Source organism: Paenibacillus mucilaginosus 3016 (genome assembly GCF_000250655.1).
In the GTDB taxonomy this organism is placed as follows: domain Bacteria; phylum Bacillota; class Bacilli; order Paenibacillales; family NBRC-103111; genus Paenibacillus_G; species Paenibacillus_G mucilaginosus.
In genome coordinates this window covers 2,497,261-2,514,947 of record NC_016935.1, presented here as the reverse complement: position 1 = coordinate 2,514,947, position 17,687 = coordinate 2,497,261, and the positions used below count along the sequence as shown (strand labels likewise).

The window sequence follows — 17,687 nt, the reverse complement described above, 5'->3', positions numbered from 1 at the left end:
GTTAAGCCACCTCTTTCCCTGGAAGCCTCGCCTCCAAGGCGGCCGCATCCGCCTGCAGCTTGCCCTTGGAGGTCATCAGCTTCGGATCCAAAGCAACCTGAAGCGCATCGGACAAGAAGTTGATGGCCGATACGACCATGATGATCGTTAAGCCGGGCGCGAGCATGATCTCCGGCCTCGAGAACATCACTTCCCTGGCCTCGTTCAGCATCATTCCCCATTCTGCGTGGGGAGCTTGAATGCCTAATCCGAGAAAAGAAAAGCCGGAGATTTGCAGGACCATCGAACCAAAGGAGCTGCTGGAAATCACTGCAATGTCCGGGAGGGATACCGGCACAATGTGCCTCACCATAATGCTCAGATGACCGGCACCGATCGCTTGGGAAAACTTGACATAATCAGATTCCGCTGCCTGCATGACCGATGTCCGGATGACCCGGGCGAACCAGGCCCACTTGCTCAACACAAACGCAATCAAAATATTCTGAAGACCTACACCGAGCATGCCGATAAGGGCCAGAGTCATGACATATCCCGGGAACGAAAGCATCACATCGCATATTCTCATGAGAACCGCATCCGTTCTCCCCCGGAAATAGCCTGCGATAAACCCGAGAATCGCTCCCACCCCTACGGACAATACCAACGCGACGAACACCCAGAGCACGCTGGGGCGAATGCCAAATATCAATCGGGACAAAACGCAGCGGCCCAGGTGATCGTTGCCCAGCAAGTATTCCCCTGTAGGGGCTGCATATCTCAGCTCCATATGGACTTCATGCGGATCATGCGGCGCAAACCAAGGGGCGAAGATCCCGACCATAATCGTGATTACAACGATGGATAAGGAAACCGCAGCCAGCTTATCTTTCAGTATCCGTTTCAACATGCTCATTCTAGAGATCCCTTCTTACTCTCGGGTTCATCGCCGCATTAACCATGTCGGAGACGGTGTTGAACAGCACAAAAGAGACGGCCAGAACCAATACATAGGCCTGGATCATCGGGAAATCCCTGCTTAGAATTGCTTTTACGCTCAGACTGCCTAAACCCGGCCAAGCAAACATATTTTCCACAACGACCGTGCTGCCTAGAATAATGGGTACCGCCATACAAAATACGGAAACGGCAACCTGTAATGAATTGCGTACCATATGGATCGTGATCTTCCTCTCCGGTAAGCCGCAGGCCCTTCCGTACAGAACGTAGTCTTCGTGTAGATTGCTTATCATCGAGCTTCTGACAATTCGAAAGTAAATGCCCGCATAATTGACTGCGATGATCGTCACCGGCAGCACATAGCTTGGGTACGACTCCATCCCGCTTGTCGGCAGCAAATCCAGCTTCACCGAGAAATACCAGATCATCAGTGCAGCAAGTAAATAGGACGGCATGGAGGTCAGGAAAAAGGAAACGCCCCTAACCGATTGATCCATTAAGCCTCCTTCCTTCAATGCGCACATAACCCCCAGTACAATGGACAATGCAATCATAGCAATGACCGAAACAAGCGTCAGCTTGAATGTGTTCGAAAAGGCGGGGCCGAGCAGCGCCCAGACAGGCTCCCCGGTCACGTACGAATTCCCAAAATTGAGCTGCAGGCATGCCGTCAGCCAATGGAAGTACCGGGTCAGGAACGGCCGATCCATCCCGAGCTCCGCTCGGGTCTGCGCAATCAGTTCCTTTGTAATTTGGGGGACGCCCTGCGCCTGCAGCACCACCTCGGCCGGGTCCTGGGGAGACAGGTTGATGAGAACAAAGGTCAAGAATGAGATGATGACAATCATGGGGACCGATAATAATCCCCGTTTGGTAATATACCAGCCCATACCATTCTCCATTTTCAATTTTATCTATTGGAAGTGCATCTTCTCAAAAGGCAGCTCAAATTGAGACTGCTTAAATCCGATGTCCTGCAGCGTGTTGGGGGCGACAATCGTGACACTGCCATTGGTAATGGGAATAAAGACCGCCTCTTCATGAACGATTCTCAAGATGTCCGCATATAACGACTTGCGGACGTTCTCATCCATGGCTGCTGTAACCTGAGTAATCTTCTGGTAAAGCTCGTTTGCCCTCGCAATGCCCTTCGTCGTATGCAAATAAGAAGAGTCGGAAGTAAAGGCGGCAATGGTGCTCTGCGGATCATACGCCAGTCCCCAGGTTTGATTGAACAACAGATCATAATCGCCTGTAGCTCTGCGCTTCGCGATGGAAGTCGACTGCTCGCCGGCAAGCTCAAGCTGAATCCCGATTTTTTTCGCGGCATGCTGAATCAATTCCGCTTGTGTTTTCTGGGAGGACGAATTGGAATCATAATACAGCTTCATCGACAGCTTGCTGCCGTTCTTCGTTCTTACCTCTTGACCGCTGCCAAGAACCCAGCCGGCCTGCTCCAGCAGCTTCTGGGCTGCTTCCGGATCATAGCCTTGCTTCTTCAAGTCGACATCGGCGTATTTGACATTCGCAGAAAACAGGGTATACGCCGCCGGTTCGGTGCCTTTGAAGATTTGCTTGCTGATGGTCTCCCGGTCAATCACATGCCAGATCGCCTGACGCACAGCCGTTTCATGGACCGGACTGTTCGTCTTGCTGCTGTTGGCTACGATCATTTTCGTATTCATCGGTTTGCTTCTCACGATTTGATATCCGCCTGAATCCGCCAGTTTCGTCATCGCTTCCACATCAATGCTGTCGGTGCCCCGATCATCCGTGAATAAGAAGTTCACTTCTCCCTTTTTCATGGCGAGGAAGGTCGTTTCCCCGGCGGGCAGAACCTTGGCCGTCAATTTCTTGATCTTCGGGGCACCGCCCCAGTAGCCTTCATTAGCTTCAAATACGGCATACTGATCGACTTTATGTTCCGTAAGCTTATAGGGTCCTGTTCCGCTGTAGCCATTCACGCCGTTTTTGGTCTCCCCGTCCTTGAAATGGTTGGGCGAGATGAACACATAAGGTCTGGTGAAGGACAGCTCAAGCAAAGCAGGATAATACGCTTCCGAGAGAACCAGTTGAACCGTATGCGTGTCGATCACATTGCAGCTTACGATTTTGGTTGAAAGCTTGATCCAGGCATGCTTCGCCGCATTCCTCTGCACAGCCTCGATATTCTTCTTCACGGCTTCCGCGTTAAAGGGCTCGCCATCATGGAACTTCACATCTTTGCGCAGATGGAATGTGTATACTTTTCCATCGCCGGAGATTTCCCAGGATTCGGCGAGCAGCGGCTTGAAGCCTTCTTCGGTATTCTCAACCAGCGACTCATAGACCACCCCTTGTGCCGGATTCGAGCCCGTATACACATGAGGATTCATATCATTAATGTCTTTCGCCGAAGCGTACACCAGCTCTTTCGGGGACTCCTTGGAGCCCGTTTGCGTGCCGCCGCAGCCTGCGAGCAGTGCAGCACATACCATAATTACCGTTATTACAGTGACCCAACGTCTTCTCATGTAAGTTCCCCCGACAGCTCAATCTGGTTCTCCATTTCATGGCATATCATCTTCACATCTTCGGCAAAGTCTTGTATGACAAAGGCATCGGACAACAACTCGCCCTTGCGGGCTTGAGCCACTGCCTCCAATTTCCCCTCGTACGCTGAGATGAACTTGTCGATGGTCGGGCAGCTCACGTTCAAATGCCTTGCGATTCCTTGGATGATCTTGATCCGGTAATAATCCTCCTTGGGCATTCGCGGAATATCCCAGTACCCTTCCCTGTCCACGAATATGGACCGGATCGGAACAGCGGAAAAATCAAAATATCTTCCCTCCTGATCCGGCTCCGAGAAAGGGTCGATCAACAACGAGGTGTACCGGATATACAGCAAATATTCTTGATGAATCGTCTCGAGCTCCGTGAAATGCTCGATATCATGACGCGACAAGCTTTCCAATCTCACCGGATAATTATCGTCCGTCATGAACTTGAGTAAATTGATGCCCTCGAAATGCAATTGTTCAAGTATACTCATCATTTCTTTCCACGCCGCAAGCATGTCGCGAATTAAATATTGCGTGATGGGACCCTCCGGAAACATTTTATACACATACTTTTGGGTGACGTCTTCTCCGAATACAGCCCCAAGCGAGATCTCATTCATAAACAGCGGAGGGTGGACATATAACGAGATATTCCTGGACTCCGCCTCCATTGGCGAATCCATCACCTCCAGCGTTGTGCCCAGCTTTTCATAGAGCCCGCATAGGCTTTCGATCGCTGGAGAACGGCCGTGCGTAGAGCCGATAAATACCTTTTTCTTCACGGCCGTTGTGATCACCTGATGGGAAGGTCTTGGCCCCGCCCAGCGTGTAGCGCATGAGTAGGTAGAGAAGCTGATGATCTCGGCGGAGGATTGAATGCCGTTCATATAATGGCGCACCAGACGGTTTGAACCGAAGGTCGGAGATAACAGCAGCATGCACCTGACCCGCTTCAACAGCTCACCATGGATTTGTTTCAGGACGGCAACATAAGCATCCGTCGTGACCGCGAGTATCAGGGTATCCCATTCTCCCGTAATGGTCCCGTATCCCTGAAACACATGATCCACGATACATTCGCCCTGCATCGCCTGATGCTTTTCATTTTGGATGTCTGCACGAACACGCCGGCCGCTTTCATCAAGTGCCGTGAAGAACGGTTCGGAACGGACCGACTCCCGCCCCGCAATGCCTATGCAGCAGTTCCACTTGTTTTTCAGCGTAACCGCAAGCTGTACGGAGGCAGGACCCGTTCCCAGAATCAAGACACGGTTAAAGCTGCTCATCATAGGAACCTCCTGACGGTGCTTTGGTATACAGGGCGATATCAAACACATGATCAGGACGCAACAGCACTTCTGCCAGCCTCCATTTGTGCGCATCCACGGCTTTCATGGGGTAGTTGAACAGAGACTTCAGCCGGTCTCCATATCTCATCGCCACGACCACTTCTTCATTCGTGATGGGATGCAGCTGCCTAAGCAGATCGTACTTACTCTCAACCGTTGAGCTGAAAATGATATGGGTCGCTTCCTTCGTGTATTCCAGGTTTTCCACATATACTTTGGCCAGCGTGATCGGCAGCCCGCTCCCCAGTTTGTCTACAACACGCCGTCCAAGCTTGATAGCTTCCTCGTCAATATCGATACCGACCACGGCCGCACCTGTACGCTTAGCTATGAACAATGGCGTCATGGGAAAGGCGCCTGAGCCGATCATCAATACTTTGGACTCCGCAGTCAGCCGGAATCCTCCGAACTCTTCTTCAATGCAGGATTCTATATTTTGAAAATAATCCGTCATTTCCGCGTTTCCACCAAGCAGCTTCAAAGCACGATATTTCTCCATGATCCCCACGCATCTTGCAGAGTGTCTCCGCAGGTCCGCAGCGAGTTGATTCATATCGCCGGATTCATCCCGATGGATCTCTTCCCAAACTTCTTGGTTAGCTTCATTTGTAATAAAGGCGGAGTATTGATCTATAACCCTCTCCAGCTCCAAGCAGGAATGGACGGTACCGTCATACTGCCCGGCTAAGGTGATGAATTGCTCTGCATATTCAGATAAAATGAATTTGACATGGTCTTGTGTCTTCGTCTTCATACTTACCCTCCGATTCAAATGGAATGACTACACATCTACATAGGCTTTGCCTTCCGCAACGATCCCAACAACTCCTTCGATGGCGAGTCCTGTTATCTCTTCATGATCAAATTGGGCAGTGACTTGTATGGTGCCGCCGGGCTGCTTGATGGGTGCTGTAATGGCTCCTCGATGTTTCCATGCCAAATAAGCTCCCACCGACGCAGTGCCCGAGCCGCAGCCTCTTTCCCAAATCATGCTGTCGATCAGCGGAACATAAATGAGCGGAGCCAGTTCACCGGTGCCGGCATTGTACAACAGGATGCCGATCAAATTCGCCCCCAGCGTGACGCCCAGCAGCTTCGCTAAGGATTGCGCCCTGTCTCTCACGGCCTCGTTAACCTGCTCCACTTCCATCACAATGTGAATAAAGTCGGGATACCTCACAATCACAATATCCAAATCCATACCCTCGTACGTTATGGTTCGCTGCTCAATCTTGTTAGGAACAGGCATCGCGATTTGACAGTGATAGTCATCCTCCCTTTTCTTCACCTGACAAGAGACCAACCGATCGGTCCCCGAAGCTTCGATCATGATTTCCGTCAAATCGTTAGGGTTACAGTCATTCTCCGATACGAGATAAGCGGCCAGTGCCATGCAGGCATTCCCGCAAAACTCGCCGCCGGCCATGTGCAAATGGGCTGCAGCCTCATGCCCATTCGGCTTGACGATAAATCCTACCTGTTCGGCATACACGCTGTCATAGGCCATAATTTTGGATGCGATATGCCTGTACTCTTCAGCCGGGTGATCCGTTTTCACAAGAATGGTCATATTTTGTGTGGGATTACATTTGATAAAATTGATTTCCCGTTTCATCACAATACCCTCTCGACATAGTTTATAAGATCTCCCTGCCCATCACTAATAGTAATAGTTACGATTAGGATTATATCCATAATTTGCATTACCGTCAATCCTAATTTTTCCACCCTTTACCTTTAAACGTTCGGACTGCATGCTTCGTTCAAAATGGACAAACGTTACCCCCACTCCTATATATTCGTAATAATTACAACTTATGATTGCGTTCTGCTATCCCGTCCCCTTCACATAGAAAAGCGGCGGGAATCGAGATCTGCATCTCTTCTCCTGCCGCTCTAGGGATTGAGCCTCCCAGCCGTATTCGGGCCCCTCAGGGAGGTCTGTATTTAATGAAGAAAAGACAAGTCGAGACACTGCTGCGTAAATACGATGCCCTCACACCGCTCCCATGGGTGGTCCTGTTTCAGATGCAGCAGCTGCCCCCGGTACAGCCGCTTCAAGTACCGCTCCCGGATGGCCTTCACCGATCCATAATACTGCAGGTCCCGATCCCGGCTGCACGCCCTTTTGACACCAGTCCGGAATGTGGCATGGACCCACACCTTGTAATCGAACACATCGGGTAAATCCCTGCGCAGCAGGAATACCCCCTCAACAAGGACTATGGCGGGTTCACTTACGGTATAGATTGCTTCACGATACTCATTCGATTCCCAGTCCACGAGAATCAAGGTTCTGTGAACGGCTCCCCCATCCCTGAGCGGCAGCAGCAGTTCCCCGAACAGCTTCTCGTAATCACAGGATTCCCGGTAATATCCGAGAGCCGGGTCCGGGTTTTGGTATCGCACTTCCCGCTTGAAGAAAAAATCATCTCCCGAAACGGGAAGTACGGCAGCCCCCTTCTCCTGCAGGCCAGCCTGCAGCCGGTACGCCAGAGTCGATTTCCCCGAGGCGTCAATGCCGGAGATGCACACCAGCAAGTGACGGTTCTCCTTCTTCCTCTCCTCGTGCCTCCGCAGGAGCTCCTCCAGCAGGTGCCCGAATTCGAGCTGTTTCATCGCCCGGCCTCTACGGACAGTGAGCTCAGAAGCCCGGGCACCTGCCCGATCCCCTCCAGATGATAATACCCGCTGTTCGGCTCGAGAGATGGGGAGGGACGAGGCGCCAGATGGATGGTACGCATGCCGGCGTTCAGAGCGCCCAAGCAATCCTTGGTCTCATGATCCCCGATATGAACGGCCTCACCGGGAGATACGCCAAGCTTCTCCAGTGTGAGAACGAATGCCCGGGCATGCGGTTTGGAGGCTCCCGTTTCGTCGGAAAATGTCAGCACCTTGAAATAATCCAGCAGGCCGTCCCGCTGCAGCACCCGCCGCAGAGCGTCCCCTGATGTCTGACCGGTATCCGAAATGATCGCCAATGGGAAGACGCATGCCAGTTCCGCAATCGTCTTCTTCGTCTCCTCAAAGGGCAGCGGCGGATAAGAGCAGCCGATCTCGGCCACCTCCTCCGAGAGACGGATCAGTTCATTCGGTGACAGGGCGATCTGCATATGAGCTAATGTGAACAGCAGCCGCTCCTGCGCACCCGGAGTATAGTACTCCTCGTCCCACTGCTTCCTGCTCGTATCCGCTGCCCGGCGGATTGCCGCGTTCAGTCGTGCCCGCTCTACTGCGTAACCGAGCTCATACAGCCTCTGATGAATGAGCTCCTCCCGCCGCCGTCTGCGGATGCCGTCCCTAACCGGACAATCGTGATACAATGTGTCCCAGAGGTCCAGCGTGATTGCTCGAATGGCCACGATCACGCACCTCCGGAATGCAGTACGACCTTGACCGCTGTAGAGTCGGCTTTTAACAGACGGCCCTTGAGATCGCAGCCGAGCACGGCAAAAGCCTCGCTATAATCCGTGACGGGGAAGGCATGCGTAATAAGTTTCTTCGCGGGGACGATACCCTGTTCAATCAGATAATGGGCTGTCGCGAAGGTGCCCAGCGAATCTATGGAGCCAATGATCTTCAGACTGCGGTCCACAATCTCCTTGGGATTGAAGGTCGATTCCCCATCACGAAGTCCGACCAGCATGAGATACCCTCCATGGGCCAGATGGGCAATGGACGGTGTAGCGAGCAGCCCGGTCGTATCTACAATCAAGTCTACCTGCCCGTCCTCCGGAGAATGAAGCCGAACCGCGTCCCCGAGCGAATGCTGCACATCCCATCCCTGTGGGGCAACGGATCTGGCAATATCCCTGCGCTCTGCGGAAATTTCCACAATCGTTCCGGTGACGCCCTTGGATGCCAGTGCATAGCTGTACAGCATGCCTATGGGGCCGGCCCCCAATACCAAGGTGCGGAAATTCGGCAGCAGCTGAATTTGATTGATCCCCGTTAAAATGCAGCTCAGCGGTTCGGTCATGGTCGCTTCCTCGTAGGTTGTGTGATCTGCCAGCTTATACAGGAAGCGATCCTCGGTCACATAGTAGTCCGTGAAGGTTCCATCACTGCTCACGCCCGTCTCGGTCACGCCCTTGTGCATACAGTGGTTTTGCCTTCCCGTCCGGCACTTCGCACACTGCCCGCAGTAGTAGGTGGGATCGATCACAACCCTGTCGCCGGGCTTCAAGGTCGTCACTCCGCTGCCGACCTCCACGACGTCACCTGCGGACTCATGCCCTAAGATGATCGACGGCTTAGCATGATATTTGCCGCTGATGATGCCTAGATCCGTTCCGCATATTCCCGTAGCGCGGATTCGAACCAGCACTTGATGCTGGGATTGAATCTGCGGAATCGGCCGCTCCTCCAGTGCAATATCCCACTCCGATTTATAAATCAGTGACAGCATTGGTATTCCTCCCGGATAACGATTTTTAACTATTTTAATTATTGGATCTGTAATCTGTGGCGCATGAATGAACGGACTACCCCACTTTGGCAAGAACGGAGCTCAGCCGTTCCACGATTTCTACGAGCTCGTCATCCGTTGCAATCAGGGCCGGACGGACCTTGACTACGTTACCGAAGCCGTATCTCGATCCTCTTAGAATCAGCTGCTGATCGGAGAAGGCCGCATCGATGATGGCATTAGCCCTGCGCACATCCGGTGCTCCCTCCTCATCCACGATCTCAAGGCCCCACATCAATCCGATGCCCCGAACGTCACCGATGCACCGGTACTTCATCGGCAGCTCGTTCAGCAGACTGCCCAGAATCTCGCCCTTCAGCTTGACCTCATCCAGGAATCCCGGCTGCGAAACGACATCCATCGTGGCTTTGGCAGCCGCCAGCGATACGAGATTGCTTCCCGATGTGAAGGAGTGCTCATGCTTCTCAAGAACATTCAGACGGGACTGCATCAGCACGGCCGCAATGGGGATGCCGATCCCCCCGAGTCCCTTGGCCAGTGTAATGATATCCGGCTGCATGCCGAACAGCTCACTGGCGAACATATAGCCCGTCCGGCCGATGCCCGTCTGCACCTCGTCGGATATCAGGAGCATGCCGTGTTCGTCGCACAGCTTGCGCAGCTGTCTGAAATAACCTTCCGGCGGAATAATATTCCCCCCGTTGCCCAGGATCGGTTCGATGATCATGCAGGCCGCTGTGCCGGAGCTCCCGTACTCGATATGATCAGCAATCGCTTCCACACACTGGAAGCCGCAGCCGGGATACGTCAATTTATAATGACAGCGATAGCAGTATGGAGGAGGCACATGCAGATGATTCGCAGCGGAGGCGTTCGGGAAGGCCTTCCGGCGAAACGCATTCCCGGATAATCCGGTTGTAAACTGCGTCTGCCCGTGATGTGACATGAATACGCTCACCACATCGTCGGCCCCTGTATATTTTTGGGCAATCTTCACGGCGCACTCATTGGCTGTCGATCCCGTGATGTCCCGCATCCACCCGCTGTCGATCCCCTGGGGTGCATATTCCAGCAGCTGGTCCAGCACTTCGGTAACATAAGGCTCTGTAAAGGTGGAAGACATGTGTGACAAGTTCCCGATCTGCTCCTGCAGCTTACCTACAACATGAGGATGGTCATATCCCAGAGAGAGGTTGAAGGTGCCGGATACCCCATCGATATATTCTTCGCCGGCCTCGTTGATCAGCTTGATGCCCTTGCCGTACTTGAACACGCTTTTGACCAGAGTTTGCATTATTTCGATCCTCCATTTGAATTGGAATTGCTGCATACCGCCTGTTCGCATGAATCACACCCTTGCTGCATCACCTCCCTTCCGTAATGAGGGTTATTGGTTCGATGCCTTCAGCCCTGCTGTGTTCCTGCCCGCACGGTTCCCTCCCAGCGGTTCCGAGAGGAAGACGATAATAAAGAGAATCAGGGCAAATCCCGCAAGCATCCACAGGGTCCACCCGACATTCCACTGCTCCATGCTCCATCCGATGAAGAACTGCAGTACCGAGCCTCCGATGCCTCCCGCTGCAATCAGAATACTGGTTGTCCGTTCGATTTGGCCCGGAAGCAGAGCATTAGCCAGTACCAGCGCGATCGAGAATAATCCCGACATGAGCAGACCCACACCCAGAATGAGCAGAAAAATACTGATCTGGCTCTGAACCACCGCCAGTCCAATCAGCAGCAGCAGTGTGCCCATACTGCTGGCCAGCAGAAAAGGGATATACCTGACCCGCTCGGCCAAATGCCCTGCGAACAGTCGCCCTGCCACCATCGCAGTCCAGAACGCAGTGACGCCCAGTGCCGCAGTAGAGGGGTTGACTCCAGTGCTCTCAATGAGAATGGAAGGCAGAAAATTCATAATCCCCAGCTCCAGCCCCATGTACACAAAGAAGAACACCACATAAATCAGCAGAATAACCCGTTGCCTCCCTATATATCCACCAGCTGCCGCCGGTGTCCCAGCGCTGTCGCGGCTATCGGTACCCGAAGCCGGGACCGTGCGCAGCTGAAGCAGCTCGGAGCTTTGGGCCGGCATCGTCACCCACAGGAGCAGCAGTCCGGCTGCAGCCGCTGCTGCTGCGAAGAAAGAGTAGGACCATAAGTCGATCGCTACAAATCCGCTGATTACCGCTGGCATGAGCAGAGCGCCCACGCCAAAATAAACATCAAGCTTCGTCATCGCAATCGACTTTTGACCTTCGGCAAACTCGATGGTAAATGCACCAACCGCCGATTCGATAATCCCCGAGCCGAAGCCTGTGCAGAAAGTCATTGCTATCACAGCATACCAGCTCGGCAGAAAGCCGATGACGGCATAGGGAATGACGACGTTGATCAAGGCTATCAGCAGGAGATGTTTACGCCCAAACCGCTGGGACCACCAGGGCGAGGTCATGACTCCGCACAAAAAACCAATGAACTGGAGAAAGAGGAGCATTCCTCCGTCGCTGTAATCCCGCCCATAGTGCGGCAGCAGCTTCGGCAGCAGTGAACCCAGTAGTACGCTTGTAATTCCAATTAACAAATAAAAATAACAGCTCATTCCGAACAGTCGCTTCATTAGGCTCAACCTTTCCTTGGACATCAACTTTAGTTTGTCTAGAGGGAAACAGCGCAGATCATCAACTAAGATCTCCGAGTGTGTTAAGTGGGAAAGGATGTGGAGCTGAACAGACAGAAGGGTATGGGCGCTGAAGCAGCCGCCAACGAAAGGTGCGTGATCGCTCACTGGTCGAGTGGCTTGGGCCAAATTATGTAACGGGGCTAAACACACCACCGAAGCTAGGAGTCCATTTATGGTAGGGGAGCGTTGTATGCGGGTTGAAGGCTGATCGTGAGGGCAGCTGGATACATACAAGTCAGAATGCCGGTAGGGGTAACGAAAAGTTCAGTGAGAATCTGATCCGCCGATAGTCTAAAAGTTCTTCGGACACAATCCCCCTTCCTATGTTGACTGTAAGTGTGTGTTCCTGATTCACTAGACAATCCGATTAAAAATGGAGCGGCATCGCGCTTTACAGATTGTAAATCTCATCCATTATTTGTATTCAATATACATTAGTGTAAAATAATAACACAATGCCTTATATTACGAAATGGTGCTTTTTGTTACGATATCTGCGATGATGTAACATCAAGCCAGAAGTTTGTGGATAAATTCAATCGCCGCAACCGGCACACTCAGAGCTGCGGCCGCTACTGCGCGTTGTGGTTGCTTTGGCAGCAAATTTGCCGTTCGGATAGCCCTTCATGAGCCCAAGTCCGACGAACTTGTGACACACACGCTCTCGCCCATGCGCCGATCTCCTAAACAGATAAACGGAGCCCGCAAACCCGCGAGGCTCCGTTTATCTCACACTATTTCAAAGCAGGGACATTCACATCATCTACATTGATATGGCCGAAGCCTCCCGTTGCGTTATCGACAATCTTCATGTAGCATGGCGTTCCCACATAAGAAGCGGCATTCCACGTGATTCGGCTGTACGCTTCGTTATTGCTGCCCGTCGCCTTCATCAATTCTACTCCGTCGGAAGCGCGGACCAGGGCAACGTACAGATTGTTGATATCATTCCCGCCGCCGATCAAGAAATCGATCACACCGCTGCCGCCAAGCGTGAACGTCTCGGATTGGAGAACGCCGACCTGTCCGTCGCCCCCGTCTTTAAATCCCCAGAGGTGATGCGTTCCGCTCTGATTGAAGGGTCCTCCCCATCCCCAGTTCACATCGGCCGTAACGTCAGCGGCACTGAATGCGTTACCGCTCTCGACCGTCCAGCCGGTCAAATTCCCGCTCTCGAAATCATGATTGGTTATTCCACCGATCGTGGAAGCCTGGGTCGTAACCGTCAAGCTGCTGCTGGCGGCGGACCCATTTCCGGCAGCATCGAATGCTTTTACCGTGTAGGCGTAGGCCGTATTGGGACTTAATCCAGTGTCCGTATACCCCGTTGTTGTGCTGGTGCCCACTTGAGTCCCATTCCGGAAAATAGTATAGCCGGTAACCCCGACATTATCGGTTGATGCCCCCCAGCCGAGCGTGACCGAATTCGCCGTCTTGGCCGGTGCTTGCAGATTCGCCGGTGCAGTTGGGGCTTGCGTATCCGTCGCGCCTCCTTGAACGGGAACAAGGAAGTCGTCCACGTTGATATGACCCCACCCATCCGTACGCTCATCGACGACCTTAATATACATGGAAGTCCCGATATAAGCCGTGGCGTCCCAATATCTTCGGGTGTAGCTTTCCGTTTCGCCTTTACTGCTCTGCCAGTTCCAGTAGGTGCCGGGTCCCGTCGACCGGAATAATTCTTTTCCGTCCGAAGCCCGGTGGAAGGATACGTAAAGCTTGTCGATATCGGAACCTCCGCCAACCAGGAAGCTGATCTGACCATTGCCCCCTAATGTGAAGTTAGACGACTTGAGAACACCTGTTGCTTCTTCTCCCTGTTTAAAACCCCAGAGATGATATGTGCCTTTGTGGTTGAATGGCTGTGTGTCCCAGAACACGGACTGATTCGAAACAGCCGCATCCGAGAAAGCAGTCCCACTTTCAACAATCCAGCCGCTTAGATTGCCGGATTCAAACCCGCCGTTCGTCAAATTCGCGGACGAAGCCGGCGCGGCAACGGTAACCGCGCTTGATGCCGTCCTGGCACCATCACGGGTTGCAGCCGTTATCGTTGCGGTGCCTGCCGACTTGCCGGTGACCACACCATTGACAACCGTCGCGACGCCCGGATTGCTCGAAGTCCAGGTCACGTTTTTATTCGTCGCATTCGAAGGAGCCACCGTCGCATGTAACGATTTCTTTCCGCCCTCGGTTACTTGAAGGCTTGCGGGAGACAGCGTTACGCCGCTTGCCGGCGTCTGCACGTAAGCCGGGTTCATGCTCCATACCTTTAACGACTTTACGACAATGGAGTCCGTATTCGTATCCGCCCACAGTTGCAAGCCTTTAGCGTCCTCCCGCGTGGAATACGTGCGCGTCGTGATGGATTTTAGCCCGTTCAAGTAAGACTCCACCATGGATTTATCCAGATACACATGCAGCTTTACATTTTCATTTCCAAGATCCACGGTGCCCTTTTGGATGCCCTTGTTCGTGCCCGCCACCGTTTTGGTCCGGTTCACGCCGTATTCATCCGTGCTGTTCTTGTAATACAGCAAGGTTTCTTCCTCTCCGTTTGGAGATCGGCGTACTTTCATACCCACTTGATCTGCAGCCCCTCTGGCGAGCTCCACCTCAATCTCCAGCGTATCGCCGGATACTGCGGCCAGAGCGGTGTTCGCCGCGGCAAAACTGGTATCCGTCGTGATATTGACCAGCTGCTGTCCGCGCAGAGACTTCAGCTCAGCAATCGGGTTGATCCCCAGTCGACCGTCCGGCCGGAGACTTAATTCCACCGGCAGGCCGGCATTATGCGCCCATCCTGCATCCGATTCTTCCTGAGAGGACCTCTCTCCCTGTGCAATTGTAAACAGGATATTCCGTCCCGATACCGGGTCAACAAAAGCGCTCGGACCCGTGAACTTGAAATCCCCGAAATCCATCAATTGCGGGGCCGGCTGATCCGGTGTGAATTTGGCGGTGCCGCTGTTCCACGTCCCGATCCAGTAGTATACTTCCACATCCGCTCCCGACCCGACCGGACTAATGGCGAGCAGGTGCTTGCCATTGCCCAGCGGCAGCAGCACCGGAAGCTCCCACACCGTTCCCAGGTGAGGATAAGCAGCCGTATTCGATTGATGCAATGGACCCCGGTAGGTCCAATTCATTAATTTGGGATCTGACGTGGAATAAACGGCGGCGGTTCCGCCTTGACCCTCGATCCCCGTCCCCACCAGCATGAACCAGGTCGATCCATCCTTGAAGACATAAGGGTCGCGGAACTCACCGGTCTTTCCTTGACCTGGCTGCTGGGTAACCGCAAGCTTGGATTCTTTGATCCACTTTTTCAAATCATTGTCGCCATCCTGCTTCACCGTGCTCCGTGCGACACCGATATTCTGATTGCTGCCGATGTAGGGCTTGGCGTCATTACCGGCCGTGAAGAACAGCGTAGGGTTCCCGGCATCGTCTATAACGGAGCTTCCCGTCCAGTCGCCATCCGGGTCCACCTGGAACAGCTCCGGCGACAGCGCCGGCGGAAGATCCCGCCAGTGCACCATGTCTTCGCTTACCCAATGTCCCCAATGCATATTGTGCCAATACGGGCCGTGCTGATTGTTTTGGTAGAAGAGATGGTACTGCCCATTATAATAGAGCGGCGCATGGGGTTCGTTCATCCAGTGGCCCGGTGCGATAGCATGATAAGTGGGACGGTACTTGTCCCCATTGTACGTACTTCGGTTAAAACCTGTGTCAGGCGTTGGAAGGTTCCCGCCCAGCTGGGTCAAATAGCTCTGGTAACTACTTTGCACCTCCGCCGCGCTGGCGGCTCCGCTTCGGATCTTCACTTCATCAATGAGACCGTTAAACATATTCAGGGGGAACACAGCGAGCGGCGTGCTCTGGTTGTTCTTGCCGATCAGCAGAGGATTCCCTGAGGGAGTGATCGTGGAATTCGCAGGAATACTGCGGGATGCGACCTGCTGCCCATTCAGGTACAGCTTCATCGTCCCTTGCGTTCCGTCCACCGTGGCTGCAAGATGGGACCACTCGTATTTGGGAAGCGGCTCGTATGCCCACAGTTCATACCAATTTCCGCCTGATCCGATTTGCAGCGACCAGGTGCCTCCACGAAAGACCCCCAGCACAAATCCTTGTTTGGCGGATTTATCATGCTGATTGACGATGGCCGACAGCATGCCGTTATCCCCCCATTCGTAGGCCCGGGGTGCGACCCAGGTCTCGATGGTCATCGCCGTCGAAGGCGTGGCAATCGGGTTGTGCGTTACCCAAGTGGAGTAGCCGTCAAATAATAAGGCACTGCCGGAGATGCCGTCCGCTTTCCATTCCGGGGCGCCGGATGGTTTATAGACTGCGTTATTAAACACATAATGGATGGGATCGCTCGTATTTCCCACCGATTCCTTCGTTGTTTTCCCGCTGCCTTCATCAAACTTCCATTCGGCAATGGTCGCTGCAGCCGCCTGGGCAGGTTGAATAACGGGGCAGGAGATGAGACCCAAGGACACAGAGAGCATGATGCTCAGCCATTTTGTACGATGAAACATGTGTTTCCTCCTTTTGGATTGTCAGCTGATGTAACCGTCTGCATGAATCTCCGTACGTTCGTTCCCTCCTTGATGATTACCATAACTCCTAATCGTGGCTATCCATCACCTCCTCTCCTGTTTAGGTATGATTCCCAGGAACCTCGTCGCTCTGACGTCTCTTCGTAACAGCTCCTTTTCCAGCAGACGGATGAACTCCCTGCCCAGTCCGAGCGCAACGGCCTCTTGATAGGCGGCGGCGAGCACATCCGTGCTCGCCTGCTCCAATCCAGTCGTGCTGTCTGCCCCATCGATCACATTCATCACCCGCTATAGCTGATAAATCCCTTGTTCTATTCGCTGAATGCAGGATTCGGCAAATTGGTAGTAATCAAAGTCATGATGCCTGGAGTCCTTCGTAAGTCCACTGTAAAATAAGCCCCACGCCACCTCCCGGACCATAGAAACGTATTTCATGTCCTGCAGAATATGAAAGGCATCCTCTTCGGCATGTCCGAAATATAACCTAAGCCACTCCCGCTCATCTTCTTCGCTGAATTGGTTTGTGAACGGAATGAGGGTCAACTCAAAAAACACATCCCCCCTTCCCGACAGCTCCCAATCTATGATTTGCAGCTGGTCGCCGGTGTAGATCATATTGCACAGAAAGGAATCGTTGTGGCAGAACTTGTTGTTATATTCCTTGTCATTACTCCGCCTATGCGCAATGGTCTCTACCCGGTGCAGGATTCGGTGTAACCCCTCCGGATGCTTGACTTGAAACAATGCAGCGCCTTTCAAATAGCCATAAATCAAGTCGTAAGGGGTGCATATTCTTCCTTGATCCTCCATTCGGTGAATTCGTTTGAGACGATCCATGATCATTCCTTTGATCGCAGGGTTCTTCAGGTCGTCCTTCGCTACCATTCGGCCTTCGATAAACTCCGTAACTACAAATTGTTCAGGAACAGCACTAGAGATGACTTTAGGCGAAAATCCCTCACGGTTTGCCATCTTCATCACTTCGATCTCTGAGCGGCGGGTCAGGTTTAGATATTCATTTTGCCTGCTGTTGATGCGAAGCACGTAGGCCTTCTCTTGGGTTTGTACCTTATACGTTTCGTTGCACAGGCCGCCTCCCAGCGTTTCAAAGCCCAACAATTCGCGGTTCAGCTCGGGTACTTCACGAATAATGTCTTCCACTTTCATCCTCAA

The 17,687-nt window shown here is 52.9% G+C and carries 14 protein-coding genes and 1 other annotated feature; all 14 genes read right to left on the bottom strand.

Annotated features, from left to right (window positions below):
* Position 1 precedes the first annotated feature (1 nt).
* Positions 2-895 carry a staphylopine uptake ABC transporter permease subunit CntC gene (cntC, locus tag PM3016_RS10950; RefSeq protein ID WP_014369482.1) on the bottom strand — a complete coding sequence of 298 codons (894 nt, stop codon included), beginning with the start codon at positions 893-895 and terminating at the stop codon, positions 2-4.
* Position 896: 1 nt separating this feature from the next.
* Positions 897-1,829, bottom strand: a complete 933-nt coding sequence (gene opp1B / locus PM3016_RS10945; RefSeq protein ID WP_014369481.1) for a nickel/cobalt ABC transporter permease — start codon at positions 1,827-1,829, stop codon at positions 897-899.
* 24 nt (positions 1,830-1,853) lie between these two features.
* A complete protein-coding gene (gene cntA / locus PM3016_RS10940) occupies positions 1,854-3,452 on the bottom strand; it encodes a staphylopine-dependent metal ABC transporter substrate-binding lipoprotein (RefSeq protein WP_014369480.1) in 1,599 nt (532 codons plus the stop codon).
* Positions 3,449-4,768 carry an opine metallophore biosynthesis dehydrogenase gene (locus tag PM3016_RS10935; protein ID WP_014650324.1) on the bottom strand — a complete coding sequence of 440 codons (1,320 nt, stop codon included), beginning with the start codon at positions 4,766-4,768 and terminating at the stop codon, positions 3,449-3,451. The genes cntA and PM3016_RS10935 overlap by 4 nt, the downstream gene beginning before the upstream one ends.
* Entirely contained in the window at positions 4,755-5,585 is an 831-nt protein-coding gene (locus tag PM3016_RS10930) for a class I SAM-dependent methyltransferase (RefSeq protein WP_014369478.1), read from the bottom strand. The genes PM3016_RS10935 and PM3016_RS10930 overlap by 14 nt, the downstream gene beginning before the upstream one ends.
* 27 nt (positions 5,586-5,612) lie before the next feature.
* Positions 5,613-6,446 (bottom strand): histidine racemase CntK family protein, encoded by an 834-nt coding sequence (locus PM3016_RS10925; protein ID WP_014369477.1) that lies wholly within the window; start codon positions 6,444-6,446, stop codon positions 5,613-5,615.
* A 332-nt stretch (positions 6,447-6,778) separates the two neighbouring features.
* Positions 6,779-7,450, bottom strand: a complete 672-nt coding sequence (locus PM3016_RS10920) for a nucleoside/nucleotide kinase family protein (protein WP_014369476.1) — start codon at positions 7,448-7,450, stop codon at positions 6,779-6,781.
* The gene (locus PM3016_RS10915; protein ID WP_013915614.1) at positions 7,447-8,193 is read right to left on the bottom strand and encodes an HAD family hydrolase; all 747 of its coding nucleotides are present in this window, start codon (positions 8,191-8,193) and stop codon (positions 7,447-7,449) included. Before PM3016_RS10915 ends, PM3016_RS10920 begins: the two co-directional genes overlap by 4 nt.
* 2 nt (positions 8,194-8,195) lie before the next feature.
* Positions 8,196-9,239, bottom strand: coding sequence for a zinc-dependent alcohol dehydrogenase (locus tag PM3016_RS10910; protein WP_013915613.1), 1,044 nt, complete (start codon positions 9,237-9,239; stop codon positions 8,196-8,198).
* 76 nt (positions 9,240-9,315) lie between these two features.
* Complete coding sequence (locus PM3016_RS10905; protein ID WP_014369475.1) at positions 9,316-10,554, bottom strand: aspartate aminotransferase family protein; 1,239 nt, start codon at positions 10,552-10,554, stop codon at positions 9,316-9,318.
* A 93-nt stretch (positions 10,555-10,647) separates the two neighbouring features.
* The gene (locus PM3016_RS10900; protein ID WP_238540495.1) at positions 10,648-11,841 is read right to left on the bottom strand and encodes an MFS transporter; all 1,194 of its coding nucleotides are present in this window, start codon (positions 11,839-11,841) and stop codon (positions 10,648-10,650) included.
* Positions 11,842-11,855: 14 nt separating this feature from the next.
* Positions 11,856-12,177 (top strand) — a sequence feature (23S ribosomal RNA rRNA prediction is too short).
* 497 nt (positions 12,178-12,674) lie between these two features.
* Positions 12,675-16,493, bottom strand: coding sequence for a GH32 C-terminal domain-containing protein (locus PM3016_RS40720; protein WP_014369473.1), 3,819 nt, complete (start codon positions 16,491-16,493; stop codon positions 12,675-12,677).
* A 105-nt stretch (positions 16,494-16,598) separates the two neighbouring features.
* Positions 16,599-16,796 carry a sporulation histidine kinase inhibitor Sda gene (sda, locus tag PM3016_RS10890; RefSeq protein ID WP_013915609.1) on the bottom strand — a complete coding sequence of 66 codons (198 nt, stop codon included), beginning with the start codon at positions 16,794-16,796 and terminating at the stop codon, positions 16,599-16,601.
* A 6-nt stretch (positions 16,797-16,802) separates the two neighbouring features.
* Positions 16,803-17,681, bottom strand: coding sequence for a phosphotransferase (locus PM3016_RS10885; RefSeq protein ID WP_014650321.1), 879 nt, complete (start codon positions 17,679-17,681; stop codon positions 16,803-16,805).
* Positions 17,682-17,687: the final 6 nt, after the last annotated feature.

Bases quoted from the DNA above. Each gene is read 5' to 3' on its own strand.
- cntC (WP_014369482.1), bottom strand. From the start codon at position 895: ATGAGCATGTTGAAACGGATACTGAAAGATAAGCTGGCTGCGGTTTCC.
- opp1B (WP_014369481.1), bottom strand. From the start codon at position 1,829: ATGGGCTGGTATATTACCAAACGGGGATTATTATCGGTCCCCATGATT.
- cntA (WP_014369480.1), bottom strand. From the start codon at position 3,452: ATGAGAAGACGTTGGGTCACTGTAATAACGGTAATTATGGTATGTGCT.
- PM3016_RS10935 (WP_014650324.1), bottom strand. From the start codon at position 4,768: ATGAGCAGCTTTAACCGTGTCTTGATTCTGGGAACGGGTCCTGCCTCC.
- PM3016_RS10930 (WP_014369478.1), bottom strand. From the start codon at position 5,585: ATGAAGACGAAGACACAAGACCATGTCAAATTCATTTTATCTGAATAT.
- PM3016_RS10925 (WP_014369477.1), bottom strand. From the start codon at position 6,446: ATGAAACGGGAAATCAATTTTATCAAATGTAATCCCACACAAAATATG.
- PM3016_RS10920 (WP_014369476.1), bottom strand. From the start codon at position 7,450: ATGAAACAGCTCGAATTCGGGCACCTGCTGGAGGAGCTCCTGCGGAGG.
- PM3016_RS10910 (WP_013915613.1), bottom strand. From the start codon at position 9,239: ATGCTGTCACTGATTTATAAATCGGAGTGGGATATTGCACTGGAGGAG.
- PM3016_RS10905 (WP_014369475.1), bottom strand. From the start codon at position 10,554: ATGCAAACTCTGGTCAAAAGCGTGTTCAAGTACGGCAAGGGCATCAAG.
- PM3016_RS40720 (WP_014369473.1), bottom strand. From the start codon at position 16,493: ATGTTTCATCGTACAAAATGGCTGAGCATCATGCTCTCTGTGTCCTTG.
- sda (WP_013915609.1), bottom strand. From the start codon at position 16,796: ATGAATGTGATCGATGGGGCAGACAGCACGACTGGATTGGAGCAGGCG.
- PM3016_RS10885 (WP_014650321.1), bottom strand. From the start codon at position 17,681: ATGAAAGTGGAAGACATTATTCGTGAAGTACCCGAGCTGAACCGCGAA.